Origin of the sequence: Kocuria sediminis (assembly GCF_009735315.1) — a bacterium.
GTDB classification, from domain to species: Bacteria; Actinomycetota; Actinomycetes; order Actinomycetales; family Micrococcaceae; genus Kocuria; species Kocuria turfanensis.
Window position 1 is genome coordinate 25489 of the sequence record NZ_WOGU01000021.1, and the last position, 12660, is coordinate 38148.

Sequence of the window (12660 nt, forward strand, 5' to 3'; positions counted from 1 at the left end):
ACCTGAGGACCGTCTCGGCGCGCGACCGGCGGGTCTCAGATGCTGTGGCGCATCGCGCGGATCCCCACGGCCAGCCCCAGGGCGGCCAGCACGGCCGCCGCGAGCGCGCCGGCCGCCACGGCGGGCTCGGCGAACCGTCCGTTGAACAGGGCCCGCTCGGCGTCGACCATGTAGGTGAGCGGGTTGAACCGCGAGAGGACCTGCATCCAGCGGGGGCCGGCTTCGAGCGGCAGGAGCATCCCGGAGAGCAGCATGAGCGGGAACAGCAGCCCCTGCTGCACGGTCCAGAACATCCAGTCCCGGTTCCGCGAGACGATCGCCAGGGCGTAGCTCAGCGCGCCCAGCCCCACCCCGAAGACCGCGAGGATCGCCAGGCCCAGCACCATCCCGGGCAGGGACGGGCGGAAGCCGAAGAGCGCGGCCACCCCGGAGAGCACCAGGGCCTGCAGGACCAGCGGCACCATCTCCTTGCACGCCCGCCCCACCATGAGGGACGAGCGGGTCACCGGGGCCACGAGCATCCGCTCGTGCGCCCCGGACTGGATCTCGAACAGCAGGTTCGACCCGGTCATCGCGGTGCCGAACAGCGCGATCATCACCACGATGCCCGGCACGAACCACTGGAACGCCTGGTCGAGGGGCCGCCCGGTCATCCCGCCCAGGAGCGGGCCGAAGAAGGCCAGGAACATCAGCGGCTGCAGGAGCGAGAACACCAGGCTGAACGGGTCGCGGACCACCGGGCGCAGCTCGCGGACGAAGACGCTGACGGAGTCGTGCAGCACCCCGGCCGGGCGGGCCTGGGCGCCGACGCCGGTGTCGCCGGGCACTCCGCGGGGAGGCGGGGCGGTGGTCACGAGGTCGCTCCCACGCTCGGGGCCTCGGCGGCCGGGTCGGTCTCGGACGGGCTCGGGTCCTCCTCGCGCAGGCTCCGGCCGGTGAGCCGCAGGAAGACGTCGTCGAGGGTCGGCCGGGCGAGCTCGGCGGTCCGCGCCGGGTGGCCGCGCCGGTCCAGCTCGCGCAGCAGGCCCGGCAGCACCCGCTCGCCGTGCTCGACGGCGACGACGACGCGCGAGCCTCCCCCGGCCGCCACCGCCTCCGGCTCGGCGCCGGCGGCCCCGGCGGTGCGGGCCGCGGCCCGCACCGCCGCCGTGGCCGCGTCCGGGGCGGCGTCCACGGTCAGGGTGATCCGGTCGCCGGCGAGGTCGCTCTTGAGCCGGGACGCGGTGTCGTCGGCGATGATCCGGCCCCGGTCCACGACCATGACCCGCTCGGCGAACTGGTCCGCCTCGTCCAGGTAGTGGGTCGTGAGGAACAGGGTGGACCCGTAGCGCCGGCGCAGCTCGAGGATGTGCTCCCACAGGTTCGCCCGGGACTGCGGGTCCAGCCCGGTCGTGGGCTCGTCGAGGAAGAGCAGCTGGGGGCAGGGGATCAGGCCCAGGGCGATGTCCACGCGCCGGCGCTGGCCGCCGGAGAGCTTCATCGTGGGCCGGCGGAGGAGCTCCCCGAGGCCGAGCGCCTCCACGAGCTCGTCCACGCGGCGCCGGGTCTCCGCCCGGCCCAGCCCGTAGAGGGCGCCCTGGCTCAGCAGCTCGTCGCCGACCCGCTGGTACTGCCCGGCCCCGTTCTTCTGCCCGATGTAGCCGATGCGGGCGCGCACCTCGGCCGGCTGCCGGGCGACGTCGAACCCGCACACCGTGGCGGTGCCGCCGGTGGGCCGCAGCAGCGTGGTGAGCATGCGCAGGGACGTGGACTTGCCCGCGCCGTTGGGCCCGAGGAACGCGGTCAGCGTCCCGGGCGCCACGTCCATGGTCAGGTCGCGCACCGCGTCGACGGTCCGGCCGCCGGGGCCGCGGAAGCTCTTGCTCAGCCCCCGGGCGCTGATGATGGGTGGGGTGCTCATGGGTCCACGGTAGAAGGCTTTCCGGCCGGATGGTGTCCGCACCGGGGCGGTCAGCCCATAGAGTTCAGGGCGTGACCCTGCAGACCACCACCTTCGATCCCGCACGGGTCCGGCGCGCCCGGATCGCGGTGTCCGCCTTCTTCCTCACCAACGGTGCCCTCTACGCGAACCTCCTGCCCCGCCTGCCGGAGGTCAAGGAGGCGTTCGGGCTCTCCAACACCCTCTACGGGTTGCTCGTGGTGGCGTTCCCGCTCGGGGCGATCGTGGTGGGCGCCCTCCCGGCCCGGGCCATCCGCCGCTTCGGCTCCGGGCACGTCGCGGCGTTCGGCACCGTGTTGCTCTCCGTGTGCCTGGCCGCCGCCGGGGCCGGTGCCGGGCTGGGCGCCGGCACGCAGGCCGGGGCGGTCGTGTTCCTCGCGGCGATGTTCCTGGGCGGGGCGCTGGACGCCCACGTGGACACCGCCCAGAACGCCCAGGGGATGGAGGTGCAGCGGGCCCGGGGCCGCTCGATCATCAACTCCCTGCACGCCCTGTGGAGCCTGGGCGCGGTGCTCGGCGGGCTGATGGGCGCCGCAGCCCTCGCCCTCGGGGTCCCCCTCGGGTGGCACCTCCCGGTGAGCGGGCTCGTGTGGAGCGCGGTCGCCCTGGTGGCGCTGCGCTCCGCCCTGACCCCGGCCGAGGGCACGGCCCTGCGCACGGTGGACGACCCTGCGGAGCCGGGCACCCGGGACGCGGGGGAGGCCGGGGAGCCGGCGGGCGCCGCGCCGGACGGGCGGCGCGCCGGGGCCGGGCACCGGTCGGCGGGGCGCATCGTCGCGGTCAGCCTCCTGCCCGTGGCCGTGATCGCGATGGCGGGGGTCATGGTGGAGGACGCGGGGATGAACTGGTCGGCGGTCTACCTCAACGCCGAGCTGGGCGCCCCGCTGGCCACCGCCGGGCTGGGGCTGGTGGCGCTGATGGCCGCGCAGTTCGTGGGCCGGGTGCTCGGGGACCCCCTGACCGACCGCTGGGGCCGGGTGGCCGTGGCGCGGGCCGGCGCCGGCCTGAGCGCGCTCGGCCTGCTCCTGGTGGTGCTCGCCCCGGTCCCGGCCGTGGCGGTGGCCGGCTTCGCGGTGGCCGGCTTCGGCTGCGCGACCCTCGTGCCCGCCGCCTTCCACGCCGCCGACGACATCCCCGGCCTGCGCACCGGGACGGGCCTGGCCCTGGTCAGCTGGCTGATGCGGATCAGCTTCCTGAGCCTGTCCCCGGCCATCGGGGTGCTCTCCGACGCCGTGGGGCTGCGGGCCGCCCTCGTGGTGGTGCCCGTCTTCGCCCTGGTCGCGGCGCTGACGGCCGGGGTGCTCCGCGACGGGCCCAAGGCCTCGCCCCGGGACTGATCCGGGCCTATCCTGGGTCCACCATGCATCACCACTTCTTCCGCTGACGGGTCCCGCGTGCCCGCCGCCGCACCCGCCGCGGCGGGCTCTCGTCCTGCCCACCCGTCCCCTTCCCAGGAGCCCGGCCCGTGCGGCCGCGCGGCTCCGCAGCCCGGAGGAAGCATGTCCACCGCCCCCGCCCACCGTCCCTCCCTGCCCGCGGGCGAGCAGGCCCAGCTGGTCGCCACGGGCGTCCGCCTGCGCCGCGGCCCCCGGGTCGTGCTCGACGGGCTCGACCTCACCGTCATACCCACCACCCGCCTGGGGGTGGTGGGGGAGAACGGCCGCGGCAAGACCTCGCTGCTGGGCGTGCTCTCCGGCGCCCTCGCCCCGGACGCCGGCACGGTGCGCCGCACCGGGACGCTGGCGGTGGTGGACCAGGAGCTTCCCGTGCCCGTCGAGGCGACCGTGGGCGACCTGCTCGACCTCGAGCTCGCCGCCGAGCACGCCGCGGTGGCCGCGGTGCAGGACGCGGCCCGCGCCCTGGCCGCCGGAGCCCCCGGCGCCGACGAGGCCTACGCCCGGGCCCTGGCGGACGCCCAGACCCTCGACGCCTGGGACGCCGACCGGCGGGTGGACCTCGCCCTCCAGGCACTGGGGGCGGTGACCGACCGCTCCCGGGTGCTCGCCACCCTCTCCGTGGGCCAGCGCTACCGGGTGCGCCTGGCCTGCCTGCTGGGCACCGTCCACGACCTCCTGCTGCTCGACGAGCCCACCAACCACCTCGACGCCGCGGGGCTGGCGCACCTGGGCGCGGCGCTGCGGGAGTTCCGCGGCGGCGTGGTCCTGGTCAGCCACGACCGGAAGCTGCTGGGCCAGGTGGCCGACACCGTCCTGGACCTCGACCCCAGCCGGGACGGCCGCCCGCGCTGGTACGGCGGCGGACTGGCCGGCTGGCGGGCCGGGCGGACCGCCGAGCGGTCGCGGTGGCTGCGCGACCACCAGGAGCAGCTGGCCGAGCACGCCCGGCTCGGCGACGACCTGGCCCGTGCCCGCTCCCGGCTGGTCGACGGCTGGCGGCCGGAGAAGGGCACGGGCAAGCACACCCGCGCCACCCGCGCCCCCGGGCTGGTGCGCTCGGTGCACCGCCGGCAGGAGGACCTCGACCGGCACCGGGTGGACGTCCCGGAGCCGCCGCTGATGCTGTCCGTGCCCGAGCTGCCCGCTCTGCCCGGCGCCGAGCTGGTGCGGGCGCAGGGCGTCACGGTGGCGGGGCGGCTGCCCCGGCCCGTGGACGTGGCGCTGGGCTCCGGGGACCGGCTGGTGGTCCGGGGCCCCAACGGGGCGGGCAAGTCCACCCTGCTGCAGGTCCTCGCCGGTGACCTGGTGCCCGACGCCGGCTCCCGCACGGCCGCCCCCGGACTGCGGATCGGCCTGCTCGCCCAGGAGGGGCCGCGGCCCGACCCCCGGCCCGCGCAGGAGGTGTACGAGCAGGAGCTCGTCCGGCTCGTGCTCGCCGGCCGGCTGGCCGAGTCCGAGGTCCTGCCGCTGTCCGAGCTCGGGCTGCTCGACGCCCGGGACCGGCAGCGCCCCGCGGCCGAGCTCTCCGCCGGGCAGCGGCGACGGCTGGACCTCGCCCGGGTGCTCGCCGCCCGGCCCCATCTGCTGCTGCTCGACGAGCCCACCAACCACCTCTCGATGGCCCTGGTGGACGAGCTCACCGAGGCGCTCGCGGCGACGGCCGCCGCGGTGGTGCTCACCACCCACGACCGGCAGCTCCTGCGGGACACCAAGGCCTGGCCGCGCCTGGTGCTGTGACCCGAGACCGCCGAGTTCCCCATCCCGTGGCCGGGTGGGGCGTCGGCGATGGGGGCGGCGGACGACCGGGTGATGCGAGGACGAGGGGGGTGGGCGGTCCCGAGCCGGTGGCCGACCACCGACAGTGGGGGCAGGGGTGGGTCAGTCGATCCGGACCTCGCGCGCCCCGCGCTCGAGGCCGCGTTCCAGGGCTGCGATGACGTCGTCGATGTTGTGCCCGGGGGGCAGCGCGGGCGGGAGCCCGGCCAGCGCCCGGTCCACGAGCCCGGTGTCCATATGGGGCAGGCGGGCGTCCACCACTGCGATCCGGCGGGACCGCAGCTCCCGCCGCAGGGAGCCCAGCCACGAGGCCATGGCCGCCTTGCTCGCGGCGTAGGCGCCCATCCCGGCCAGCGGCAGCTCCGCGACCACGCCGGTGAGGACCGCCACCGCGCCGCCGTCCACGAGGTGCGGCAGCGCGGCGCGGACCACGGCCATCGGGCCGAGGGCGTTGACCTCGAACAGCTCCTCCACCACCGCCTCGTCCTCCTCGGCGGCCGGGCCGAACGCGGCGACGCCCGTGGCGACCACCACGGCGTCGAACCCGCCGAGCTCCTCGGCCGCCGTGCGCACCACCGCGGCCGCCGCATCGTGGTCCACGAGGTCCAGGGCGTGGGCGGCGCGCGCCCCGAGCCGGTCGCGCAGCTGCTCCGCGTCAGCGGACGAGCGGCCCGTGACCACGATGTTGCCGGTGTGCTCGCTCAGCCGCTCGCACAGCCGCTGCCCCAGAACGCCGGTCGCGCCCACCACGAGGATCCGTGCGTCGTTCAGGTCCATGGTCGTTCTCCTGCCCTCTCGAGGGGCCCGGGCCGGGGCCGTGACCCCGAGCGTACCGATCCGCCCCGACACCGCCCAGGGCCCGATCCCGTCCTCGCTCCCCGTACCGGATGTGCATTCGGCAACGATGTGACGACGATGCCGGCCGGGCCGTTGCCGTCGGTGTCCCGGCCTGCGTAGATTGCGGTCCTCGGAGCGGTGCCGGGCGAGACCGTCCGCGGTGCACGCGCTCCACGAACGGGGGTTCGGCAGATGTCCTCGACCACGTCACGATCGGCCCGGCCGCTGAGCGCCGCGGCGGCGCTTCTGCTCCTGGTGTCCTGCGGCGCCCCGGCGGGAGGGGATCCGGCAGGAGAGGGCACGAGTCCGGCCGCCGGCGCGACGGCCACCGCGGCAGAGTCCCCGGCGGGGCCGGGCCCTGCCACGGAGGGCCCCACGACCAGCCCGGCGGCGAGCCCCGCGGCGTCGGGATCCCCGACCGCCCCCGGGGCGGGGGTGCCCATCGGAGGCCCGACGGCCTCGGCGACCCCGGCCGGCACACCGACGGGCGGACCGGTCGGCGGCCCGACGGCGCAGCCCACGGATCCGGCCGCTCCGGCGGAGCTGGTGACGTACGCCGGCGCGGCCGCCGACGCGGCGTTCGCCTTCGAGCTGCCCGCGACGTGGACGGTGGACGGGCAGTTCTCGGACGTCGGCGGCACGGTCACGGTGCTCGGGGCGGACGGCGCCCCGGTCGGCCAGCTGTCGGTCCTCATCGCCTGGGGCGCCGAGTGCGGGCCCGACTGCACCCAGCCGGCCGTGGTCCACCTCGGCGACGTCCCGGGCACGGTGCCGCTGTCGAGCAGCGGGCCGTTCGTGGTGCGCTCCGTGGCCATGGACCTGACCGACTCGCCCCGGCTGCGCGAGGTCAACGGCTGGCAGGACCACGTGCGGCTGACGACCTCGTTGACCGACGCCGACGTCCCGCCGCCCACCGCCATGCTCCCGCACGTCCTGCACGGCCTGGGGCTGGTCGAGACCGGGGCGGTCGCGCCCAACGGCATCACGTACCGCACAGTGATCTTCAGCTCCGCCCACGACTTCCCCACCGTCGCTGCGGCCGAGGCGTACGCCGTGTCGGAGGAGCACCGGCAGGTCCAGGCGATGATCGCCTCGTTCCGCGCCTGAGGCCGGGGCGCCCGCCGCGCGTGGGCACTCGTGGCCCGGGATGGCCTAGGGTCACTGGTCAGGCGGTGGCACGCAGCCACCCCGTGACCCGAGAGGCCGTCCCGTGCACAAGATGATCGTTCTCTACCCCGAGCCCGAGGACCGTGCGGCGTTCGTGAGCTACTACGAGTCCACCCACCTGCCCCTGGTCCAGCAGCTGCCCGGGCTGCTGGACTGGCGCTACAGCGTGGACGTCAACGCCGCCGGCGGCCGCTCCCCGTACTTCGCGGTGTTCGAGGCCGACTTCGCGGACGCCGAGGCCATGCGCGCGGCCCTGGCCTCGCCGGAGGGCGCCGCCGTCGGCGCGGACGTGCCCCACTACGCCACGGGCGGGGCCGTGCTGCTCGACTACCCGGTGAGCGGCCCCGCCGCGGCCGGCTGACGGCGCGGGGATCAGCCCTGCAGGTCCAGCATCCGCACCGAGGCCTCCCGCATCTCCACCTTGCGGACCTTGCCGGTGACGGTCATGGGAAACTCGTCGACCACGTGGACGTAGCGGGGGATCTTGTACCGGGCGATCCGCCCGGCGCAGAACTCCCGCAGCGTTCCCGCGGTGAGCGGCTCGGCCCCGTCGCGCAGCCGCAGCCACGCCATGACCTCCTCGCCGTAGACGGGGTCCGGCACGCCGACGACCTGGGCGTCGACGACGTCCGGGTGGGTCAGGAGGAACTCCTCGACCTCGCGGGGGTAGATGTTCTCCCCGCCGCGGATCACCATGTCCTTGATCCGGCCGGTGATCTGCACGTACCCGCCCGCGTCCATCACGCCGAGATCGCCGGTGTGCATCCAGCCCTCGGTGTCGATGGCCTCGGCGGTCTTCTCGGGCTCGTCCCAGTAGCCCTTCATCACGCTGTAGCCGCGGGTGCAGAACTCCCCGGCGGTGCCGCGCGGGACGGTCTGCCCGGTGAGGGGATCGATGACCTTCACCTCCAGGTGCGGTCCCACCCGCCCCACGGTGGAGGTGCGGCGCTCGAAGGAGTCGTTCCGCCGGGTCTGGGTGGACACCGGCGAGGTCTCGGTCATCCCGTAGCAGATGCCCACCTCGGTCATGTTCATCCGCTCGACCACCGCGCGCATGGTCGGGGCCGGGCAGGTGGAGCCGGCCATGACGCCGGTGCGCAGGCTCGAGAGGTCGAAGGAGTCGAGGTCCTCCCGGTTCAGTTCGGCGATGAACATGGTGGGCACGCCGTAGAGGCTCGTGCAGGCCTCCTGCTGCACCGCCCGCAGCGCCGACTCCGGGGTGAAGGCGGGCGCGGGGATCACCGCGCAGGCGCCGTGGGTGGTGCACGCGAGATTGCCGATCACCATGCCGAAGCAGTGGTAGAAGGGCACGGGGATGCACACCCGGTCCGTCTCGGTGTAGCCCAGCAGCTCGCCCACGAAGTACCCGTTGTTGAGGATGTTGCGGTGGCTCAGCGTCGCGCCCTTGGGGAAGCCCGTGGTGCCGGAGGTGTACTGGATGTTGATCGCGTCCTCGGGGTCCAGGCCGGCGCCGATGTCCGCCAGCAGGGCCCCGTCCGGGGCGGCCGAGGCCAGCTCGTCCCAGGCGGGGGTGCCCATCACCAGGACCCGCTGCAGCTCGGGGCACTCGCCGCCCACCTGCGCCAGCATCGCGGGGTAGTCCGAGGTCCGGAACGGCGGGTGCGCCACCACGGTGCTGATCCCCGACTGGCGCAGCACGTAGGCCAGCTCGTGCGGGCGGTAGGCCGGATTGATGTTCACGAGCACCGCCCCGAGCTCGGCGGTCGCGTACTGCACCAGCACCCACTCCGAGGTGTTCGGCCCCCAGATGCCGACACGGTCACCGGTCCGCACGCCGTGCCGGTGCAGTCCCGTGGCCAGGGCCCGGACGTCGCGGTGGAACTGCGCGTAGGTCCACCGCCGGCCGCTGGGGACGTCCACCAGCGCGTCCCGGTCCGGGCAGCGCGCGGCGGTCTCCGCGAGGTTCTGGGGGATCGTCTGCCGCAGCAGCGGCGGCTCGGTCTCCCCGGCGTCGTAGGACAGGTCGTCGTTCGGCAGCTCCACGGGCGGTCTCCCAGTTCGGTGAGTGTCGGCTAACTGGCCTTCGCCCACCATACGTGACGGAGGACACACTCGACGGGATCGGCGCGACAGCCCCGCGACGCGGGCCCTGCTACTCGGGCTTGTCGACGGGCACGTATCCCATGCGTTTGCTGACCCGCTCGCCGGCCTCCTTGAGGTCCTCGACGAGGTCTGCCATCTTCTCCTCGGTGAACCGGAACGCCGGCCCCGAGACGCTGATCGAGGCGATGACCGTGCCGAGATGGTCGCGCACGGGCACGGCGACGGAGTTCAGCCCGATCTCGAACTCCTCGCACACGGTGGCGTAGCCCTGCGCGGCCACATCGATCAGCTGCCGCTCCAGCTGCTTTCGCGACGTGATGGTGCGGGCGGTGAGGGCCGGCATCCCCTGGGCGCGGAGGATGCGCACACGCTCGTCGGAGGGCAGACCCGCCAGCAGCACCTTCCCGCTGGCGGTGGCGTGCAACGGGGTCAGGCTGCCGATCCAGTCGTGGGTGGCGACCGAGGAGGGCCCCATCTCCTGGTCCACGTTGACGGCGTGACCCTCGCGCAGCACCGCCAGGTTGACCGTCTCGGAGTGGGTCCTCGCCAGGCCGCGCACCTCGTCGTGCGCCTCGGCCACCACGCTCAGGCGGCCGGGGATCGCGTGCGCCAGGCGCAGGATGCCGAATCCCAGCTGGTACGGGCTGCCGTCGCTCGGGTGGTGCACCAGCCCCCGGACCTCCAGGGCGCCGAGCAGCCGCGACGCGGTGGACTTGTGCACCCCCAGCTCCGCGGCCACCTCGGTCACCGTCGAGCCGCCGGTGCGGGCGAGGACCTCGAGCACCGTGATGGCGCGGTCGACGGACTGGACACCGCCCGGGGTCACTCCGTCGGTGGGGGCCTGCTCCTTCGAGATGTCGGACGCGATCAGAGGTCTGGGATCGGAGGAGGACATGGTCCCATGGTAGCCACTAGCACATGTCGCGCTCCGGGCACGACTCCGGCCGCCGAGCGGTCTCGGCGGCCGGAGTCGTGCGGAGAGGTGCCGGTCCGGTCTCATGCCCCGGTCCGGAACATCGGTCAGGACGGGTTGCTCTCCTTCCTCCGGCCCCGGCCGTTCTGCCCGTTCTGCGGGGCGTAGATCGGCTGACCGGCGGCCGTGGCGTCCACGGCCCGGAACTGCGCCGTGGGCGGATCCGCGCTCTCCTGGGTGACCAGGGTGAACTTCTGGTGCCCGTACTGGTCCACGGCAGTGCGGATGGCGCGGCGCATCACGGAGTCCGACAGCCGCTGGCGCAACCACATCGGGTCCGCGCGCAGGTCGCGGGTCAGGGCGATGCACAGGACGAACATCACGAGGACGAACGGCAGCGCGGCGACGATGGTGAGCCGCTGCAGACCGCCCAGCGCCTCCGCGGGGGTGTCTCCTCCGGCCAGGAGCATGACGGCCGCGACCCCGCCCATCAGCACGCCCCAGAAGATCACCACGGGCTTGGACGGCTCGAGGCTGCCCCGGGAGCTGAGCGAGCCCATCACGATGGAGGCCGAGTCGGCGCCGGTGACGAAGAAGATGGCGGTGAGCACCATGGCCAGGATCGCCAGGCCGACGGTCAGCGCCTGCGGGGCGCCGAGGTTGCTGAACATGTCGTAGATCGCGCCGTCGAAGGAGATGGTGGGGACGCCGTCGACGACCGTGGCGATGCCGTCGTCGGGATCGGGCGTCGCGTTCGCCGCCTGCTGGATGTGGATGGCGGTGCCGCCGAAGACGGCGAACCACAGCAGGGACACCACGGAGGGCACCAGCAGCACCCCGGTGACGAACTGGCGGATGGTGCGCCCGCGGCTGATGCGGGCGATGAACATGCCCACGAACGGGGTCCAGGAGATCCACCAGGCCCAGTAGAAGATCGTCCAGCTGGACAGCCAGGCGCGCATCTCCTCGCCGCCGGAGGCCTCGGTGCGGGCCGCCATCTCCGGCAGCTGCTGGAGGTAGGAGCCGATCGCGTTGGGGATGAGGTTGAGGATGAAGAGGGTGGGTCCCACGACGAAGACGATGAGGGCCATGACCACGGCGAGCACCATGTTGGTGTTGGCCAGGAACTGGATGCCGCGTTCGATCCCGGACACCGCGGAGGCGACGAAGCAGAAGGTGAGCACCGCGATGATCAGTACGAGCAGCGGGGTGGCCAGCTCGCCCACGACGCCGTTGAACTGCAGGCCGCTGCCGATCTGCAGGGCGCCGAGCCCGAGCGAGGCCGCGGAGCCGAAGAGTGTGGCGAAGATGGCCAGGATGTTGATGATCTTGCCGCCGACTCCGTCGACCGCCCGCCGCCCGAAGACGGACACGAACGCCTCGGAGAGCAGGTTCTTGCGGCCCAGCCGGAACGTGCTGTAGGCGATGGCGATCCCGAGGACGGCATACATCGCCCAGGGGTGCAGCGTCCAATGGAACAGCGACGTGGCCATGGCCGTCTCGACGGCCTCGGCCGTGCCGGCATCCACCGTGGCCGGCGGTGGGGAGATGTAGTAGAAGAGGGGCTCGGCGACGCCGTAGAACATCAGGCCGATCCCCATGCCGCAGGCGAACATCATGGAGATCCACGAGACGGTCCTGAACTCGGGCCGTTCACCGTCCTTGCCCAGCGGGATGTTGCCGAACCGTCCCAGGGCCAGCCACAGGACGTAGGCGACGAACAGGGAGGACAGCAGCACGAAGATCCACCCGGTGTTCTCCAGGACCCAGCCCAGCGCCGCGGTCGAGGCGGTGGAGAGGTTGTCGGTGGCGACGAAGCCCCAGATCACGAAGGCGATGACCAGGGCGCCGGTCACGCCGACGATCACCTTGTCCAGGCCCCCCAGCTCCTCCCCGAGCGAGCTGCGCCGTTCCTCGACCCCCTCCTTGAGCTCGCCGAGGATCTGCGTCTCCTCGGCCTCCGCCTCGTGGAGGTGCGTCGTGTCGTCGACGGGACAGGCCTGGGCGTTCACGTCCGACGATCCGCTTGGTTGAAGATTTTCAGTACTCATCATGATCCCTTCCAGGGAATATCTGAGGATGAGACGTCGTATGGAAAGTGTAGGCGGTGGCCGCTCCGGAATGTGGTGACGAACGGGTCGTCCCACGGAGCGGAGGGAGCGGGATCCACCTCCGCGCTGTCCGAAATCTCGATGATGTTGTGGTGCGCATACGCGTTCTGGTCTCTCCAGACGCACGGCGTGCGGACGGGCCGGTGCCGGCGTCGAGATCTGATCCCCTCGGACGCCGACGCCGGCATTCGGCTCCCCGCCTCGCCGTCCAGGAACCCTCCCACCACGAGGTGGTCAGGCGCTCGGTCCTGTGGTGCCGCTGCACGAGCGGCACCACAGGCGAGGACAGGAACGTTCCTGTTCTCCTCCTCACTCGCTCCGGACCGGGATCGACACGTCGTGCTCAACAGCAGGTCTAGCGCTGTGTCGTCCCGACGACGTCGCCGACTTTGTCGGTGATCCAGTCGTGGAAGGCGCCGATGTGGTGTTCGGAGGGGACGAGGACGCCGCCGGTGG

General features: G+C 73.6%; 10 protein-coding genes. 4 read left to right on the forward strand and 6 right to left on the reverse strand.

From position 1 onward, the window contains the following. Positions 1-35 precede the first annotated feature (35 nt). On the reverse strand, positions 36-854 hold the full coding sequence (locus GMA12_RS17115; RefSeq protein WP_370832014.1) for an ABC transporter permease: 819 nt from the start codon (positions 852-854) through the stop codon (positions 36-38). Continuing rightward, on the reverse strand, positions 851-1900 hold the full coding sequence (locus GMA12_RS17120; protein WP_156270714.1) for an ABC transporter ATP-binding protein: 1050 nt from the start codon (positions 1898-1900) through the stop codon (positions 851-853). The genes GMA12_RS17115 and GMA12_RS17120 overlap by 4 nt, the downstream gene beginning before the upstream one ends. A gap of 71 nt (positions 1901-1971) precedes the next feature. On the opposite strand from GMA12_RS17120, the gene GMA12_RS17125 reads away from it, so the two are divergent. Continuing rightward, complete coding sequence (locus tag GMA12_RS17125; protein ID WP_370832017.1) at positions 1972-3276, forward strand: MFS transporter; 1305 nt, start codon at positions 1972-1974, stop codon at positions 3274-3276. Positions 3277-3438: 162 nt separating this feature from the next. Continuing rightward, entirely contained in the window at positions 3439-5073 is a 1635-nt protein-coding gene (locus tag GMA12_RS17130) for an ATP-binding cassette domain-containing protein (RefSeq protein WP_156270716.1), read from the forward strand. A gap of 141 nt (positions 5074-5214) precedes the next feature. On the opposite strand, the gene GMA12_RS17135 is transcribed toward GMA12_RS17130, so the two are convergent. Then, positions 5215-5889: an SDR family NAD(P)-dependent oxidoreductase gene (locus tag GMA12_RS17135; protein ID WP_156270717.1), complete on the reverse strand. Its 675-nt coding sequence runs from the start codon at positions 5887-5889 to the stop codon at positions 5215-5217. Positions 5890-6495: 606 nt separating this feature from the next. Here GMA12_RS17135 and GMA12_RS17140 point away from each other — a divergent pair. Both GMA12_RS17140 and GMA12_RS17145 read left to right on the forward strand, forming a co-directional pair. Beyond that, entirely contained in the window at positions 6496-7056 is a 561-nt protein-coding gene (locus GMA12_RS17140; protein WP_156270718.1) for a hypothetical protein, read from the forward strand. Between the two features lie 112 nt (positions 7057-7168). Then, positions 7169-7477 (forward strand): EthD family reductase, encoded by a 309-nt coding sequence (locus tag GMA12_RS17145; RefSeq protein WP_156270719.1) that lies wholly within the window; start codon positions 7169-7171, stop codon positions 7475-7477. A gap of 11 nt (positions 7478-7488) precedes the next feature. On the opposite strand, the gene GMA12_RS17150 is transcribed toward GMA12_RS17145, so the two are convergent. The 3 genes from GMA12_RS17150 to GMA12_RS17160 all read right to left on the reverse strand — a co-directional run bounded on the left by GMA12_RS17150 (position 7489) and on the right by GMA12_RS17160 (position 12144). Beyond that, on the reverse strand, positions 7489-9171 hold the full coding sequence (locus GMA12_RS17150) for an AMP-binding protein (protein ID WP_156270720.1): 1683 nt from the start codon (positions 9169-9171) through the stop codon (positions 7489-7491). Positions 9172-9229: 58 nt separating this feature from the next. Continuing rightward, on the reverse strand, positions 9230-10075 hold the full coding sequence (locus tag GMA12_RS17155; RefSeq protein WP_240898936.1) for an IclR family transcriptional regulator: 846 nt from the start codon (positions 10073-10075) through the stop codon (positions 9230-9232). 125 nt (positions 10076-10200) lie between these two features. Further along, positions 10201-12144 carry a BCCT family transporter gene (locus GMA12_RS17160; protein WP_156270725.1) on the reverse strand — a complete coding sequence of 648 codons (1944 nt, stop codon included), beginning with the start codon at positions 12142-12144 and terminating at the stop codon, positions 10201-10203. Between the last annotated feature and the right edge of the window lie 516 nt (positions 12145-12660).

Excerpts from the sequence above, each read along its gene's own strand:
- GMA12_RS17135 (WP_156270717.1), bottom strand. The coding sequence starts at position 5,889 with ATGGACCTGAACGACGCACGGATCCTCGTGGTGGGCGCGACCGGCGTT.
- GMA12_RS17150 (WP_156270720.1), bottom strand. The coding sequence starts at position 9,171 with ATGGTGGGCGAAGGCCAGTTAGCCGACACTCACCGAACTGGGAGACCG.
- GMA12_RS17160 (WP_156270725.1), bottom strand. The coding sequence starts at position 12,144 with ATGAGTACTGAAAATCTTCAACCAAGCGGATCGTCGGACGTGAACGCC.
- GMA12_RS17145 (WP_156270719.1), top strand. The coding sequence starts at position 7,169 with ATGATCGTTCTCTACCCCGAGCCCGAGGACCGTGCGGCGTTCGTGAGC.
- GMA12_RS17120 (WP_156270714.1), bottom strand. The coding sequence starts at position 1,900 with ATGAGCACCCCACCCATCATCAGCGCCCGGGGGCTGAGCAAGAGCTTC.
- GMA12_RS17130 (WP_156270716.1), top strand. The coding sequence starts at position 3,439 with ATGTCCACCGCCCCCGCCCACCGTCCCTCCCTGCCCGCGGGCGAGCAG.
- GMA12_RS17155 (WP_240898936.1), bottom strand. The coding sequence starts at position 10,075 with ATGTCCTCCTCCGATCCCAGACCTCTGATCGCGTCCGACATCTCGAAG.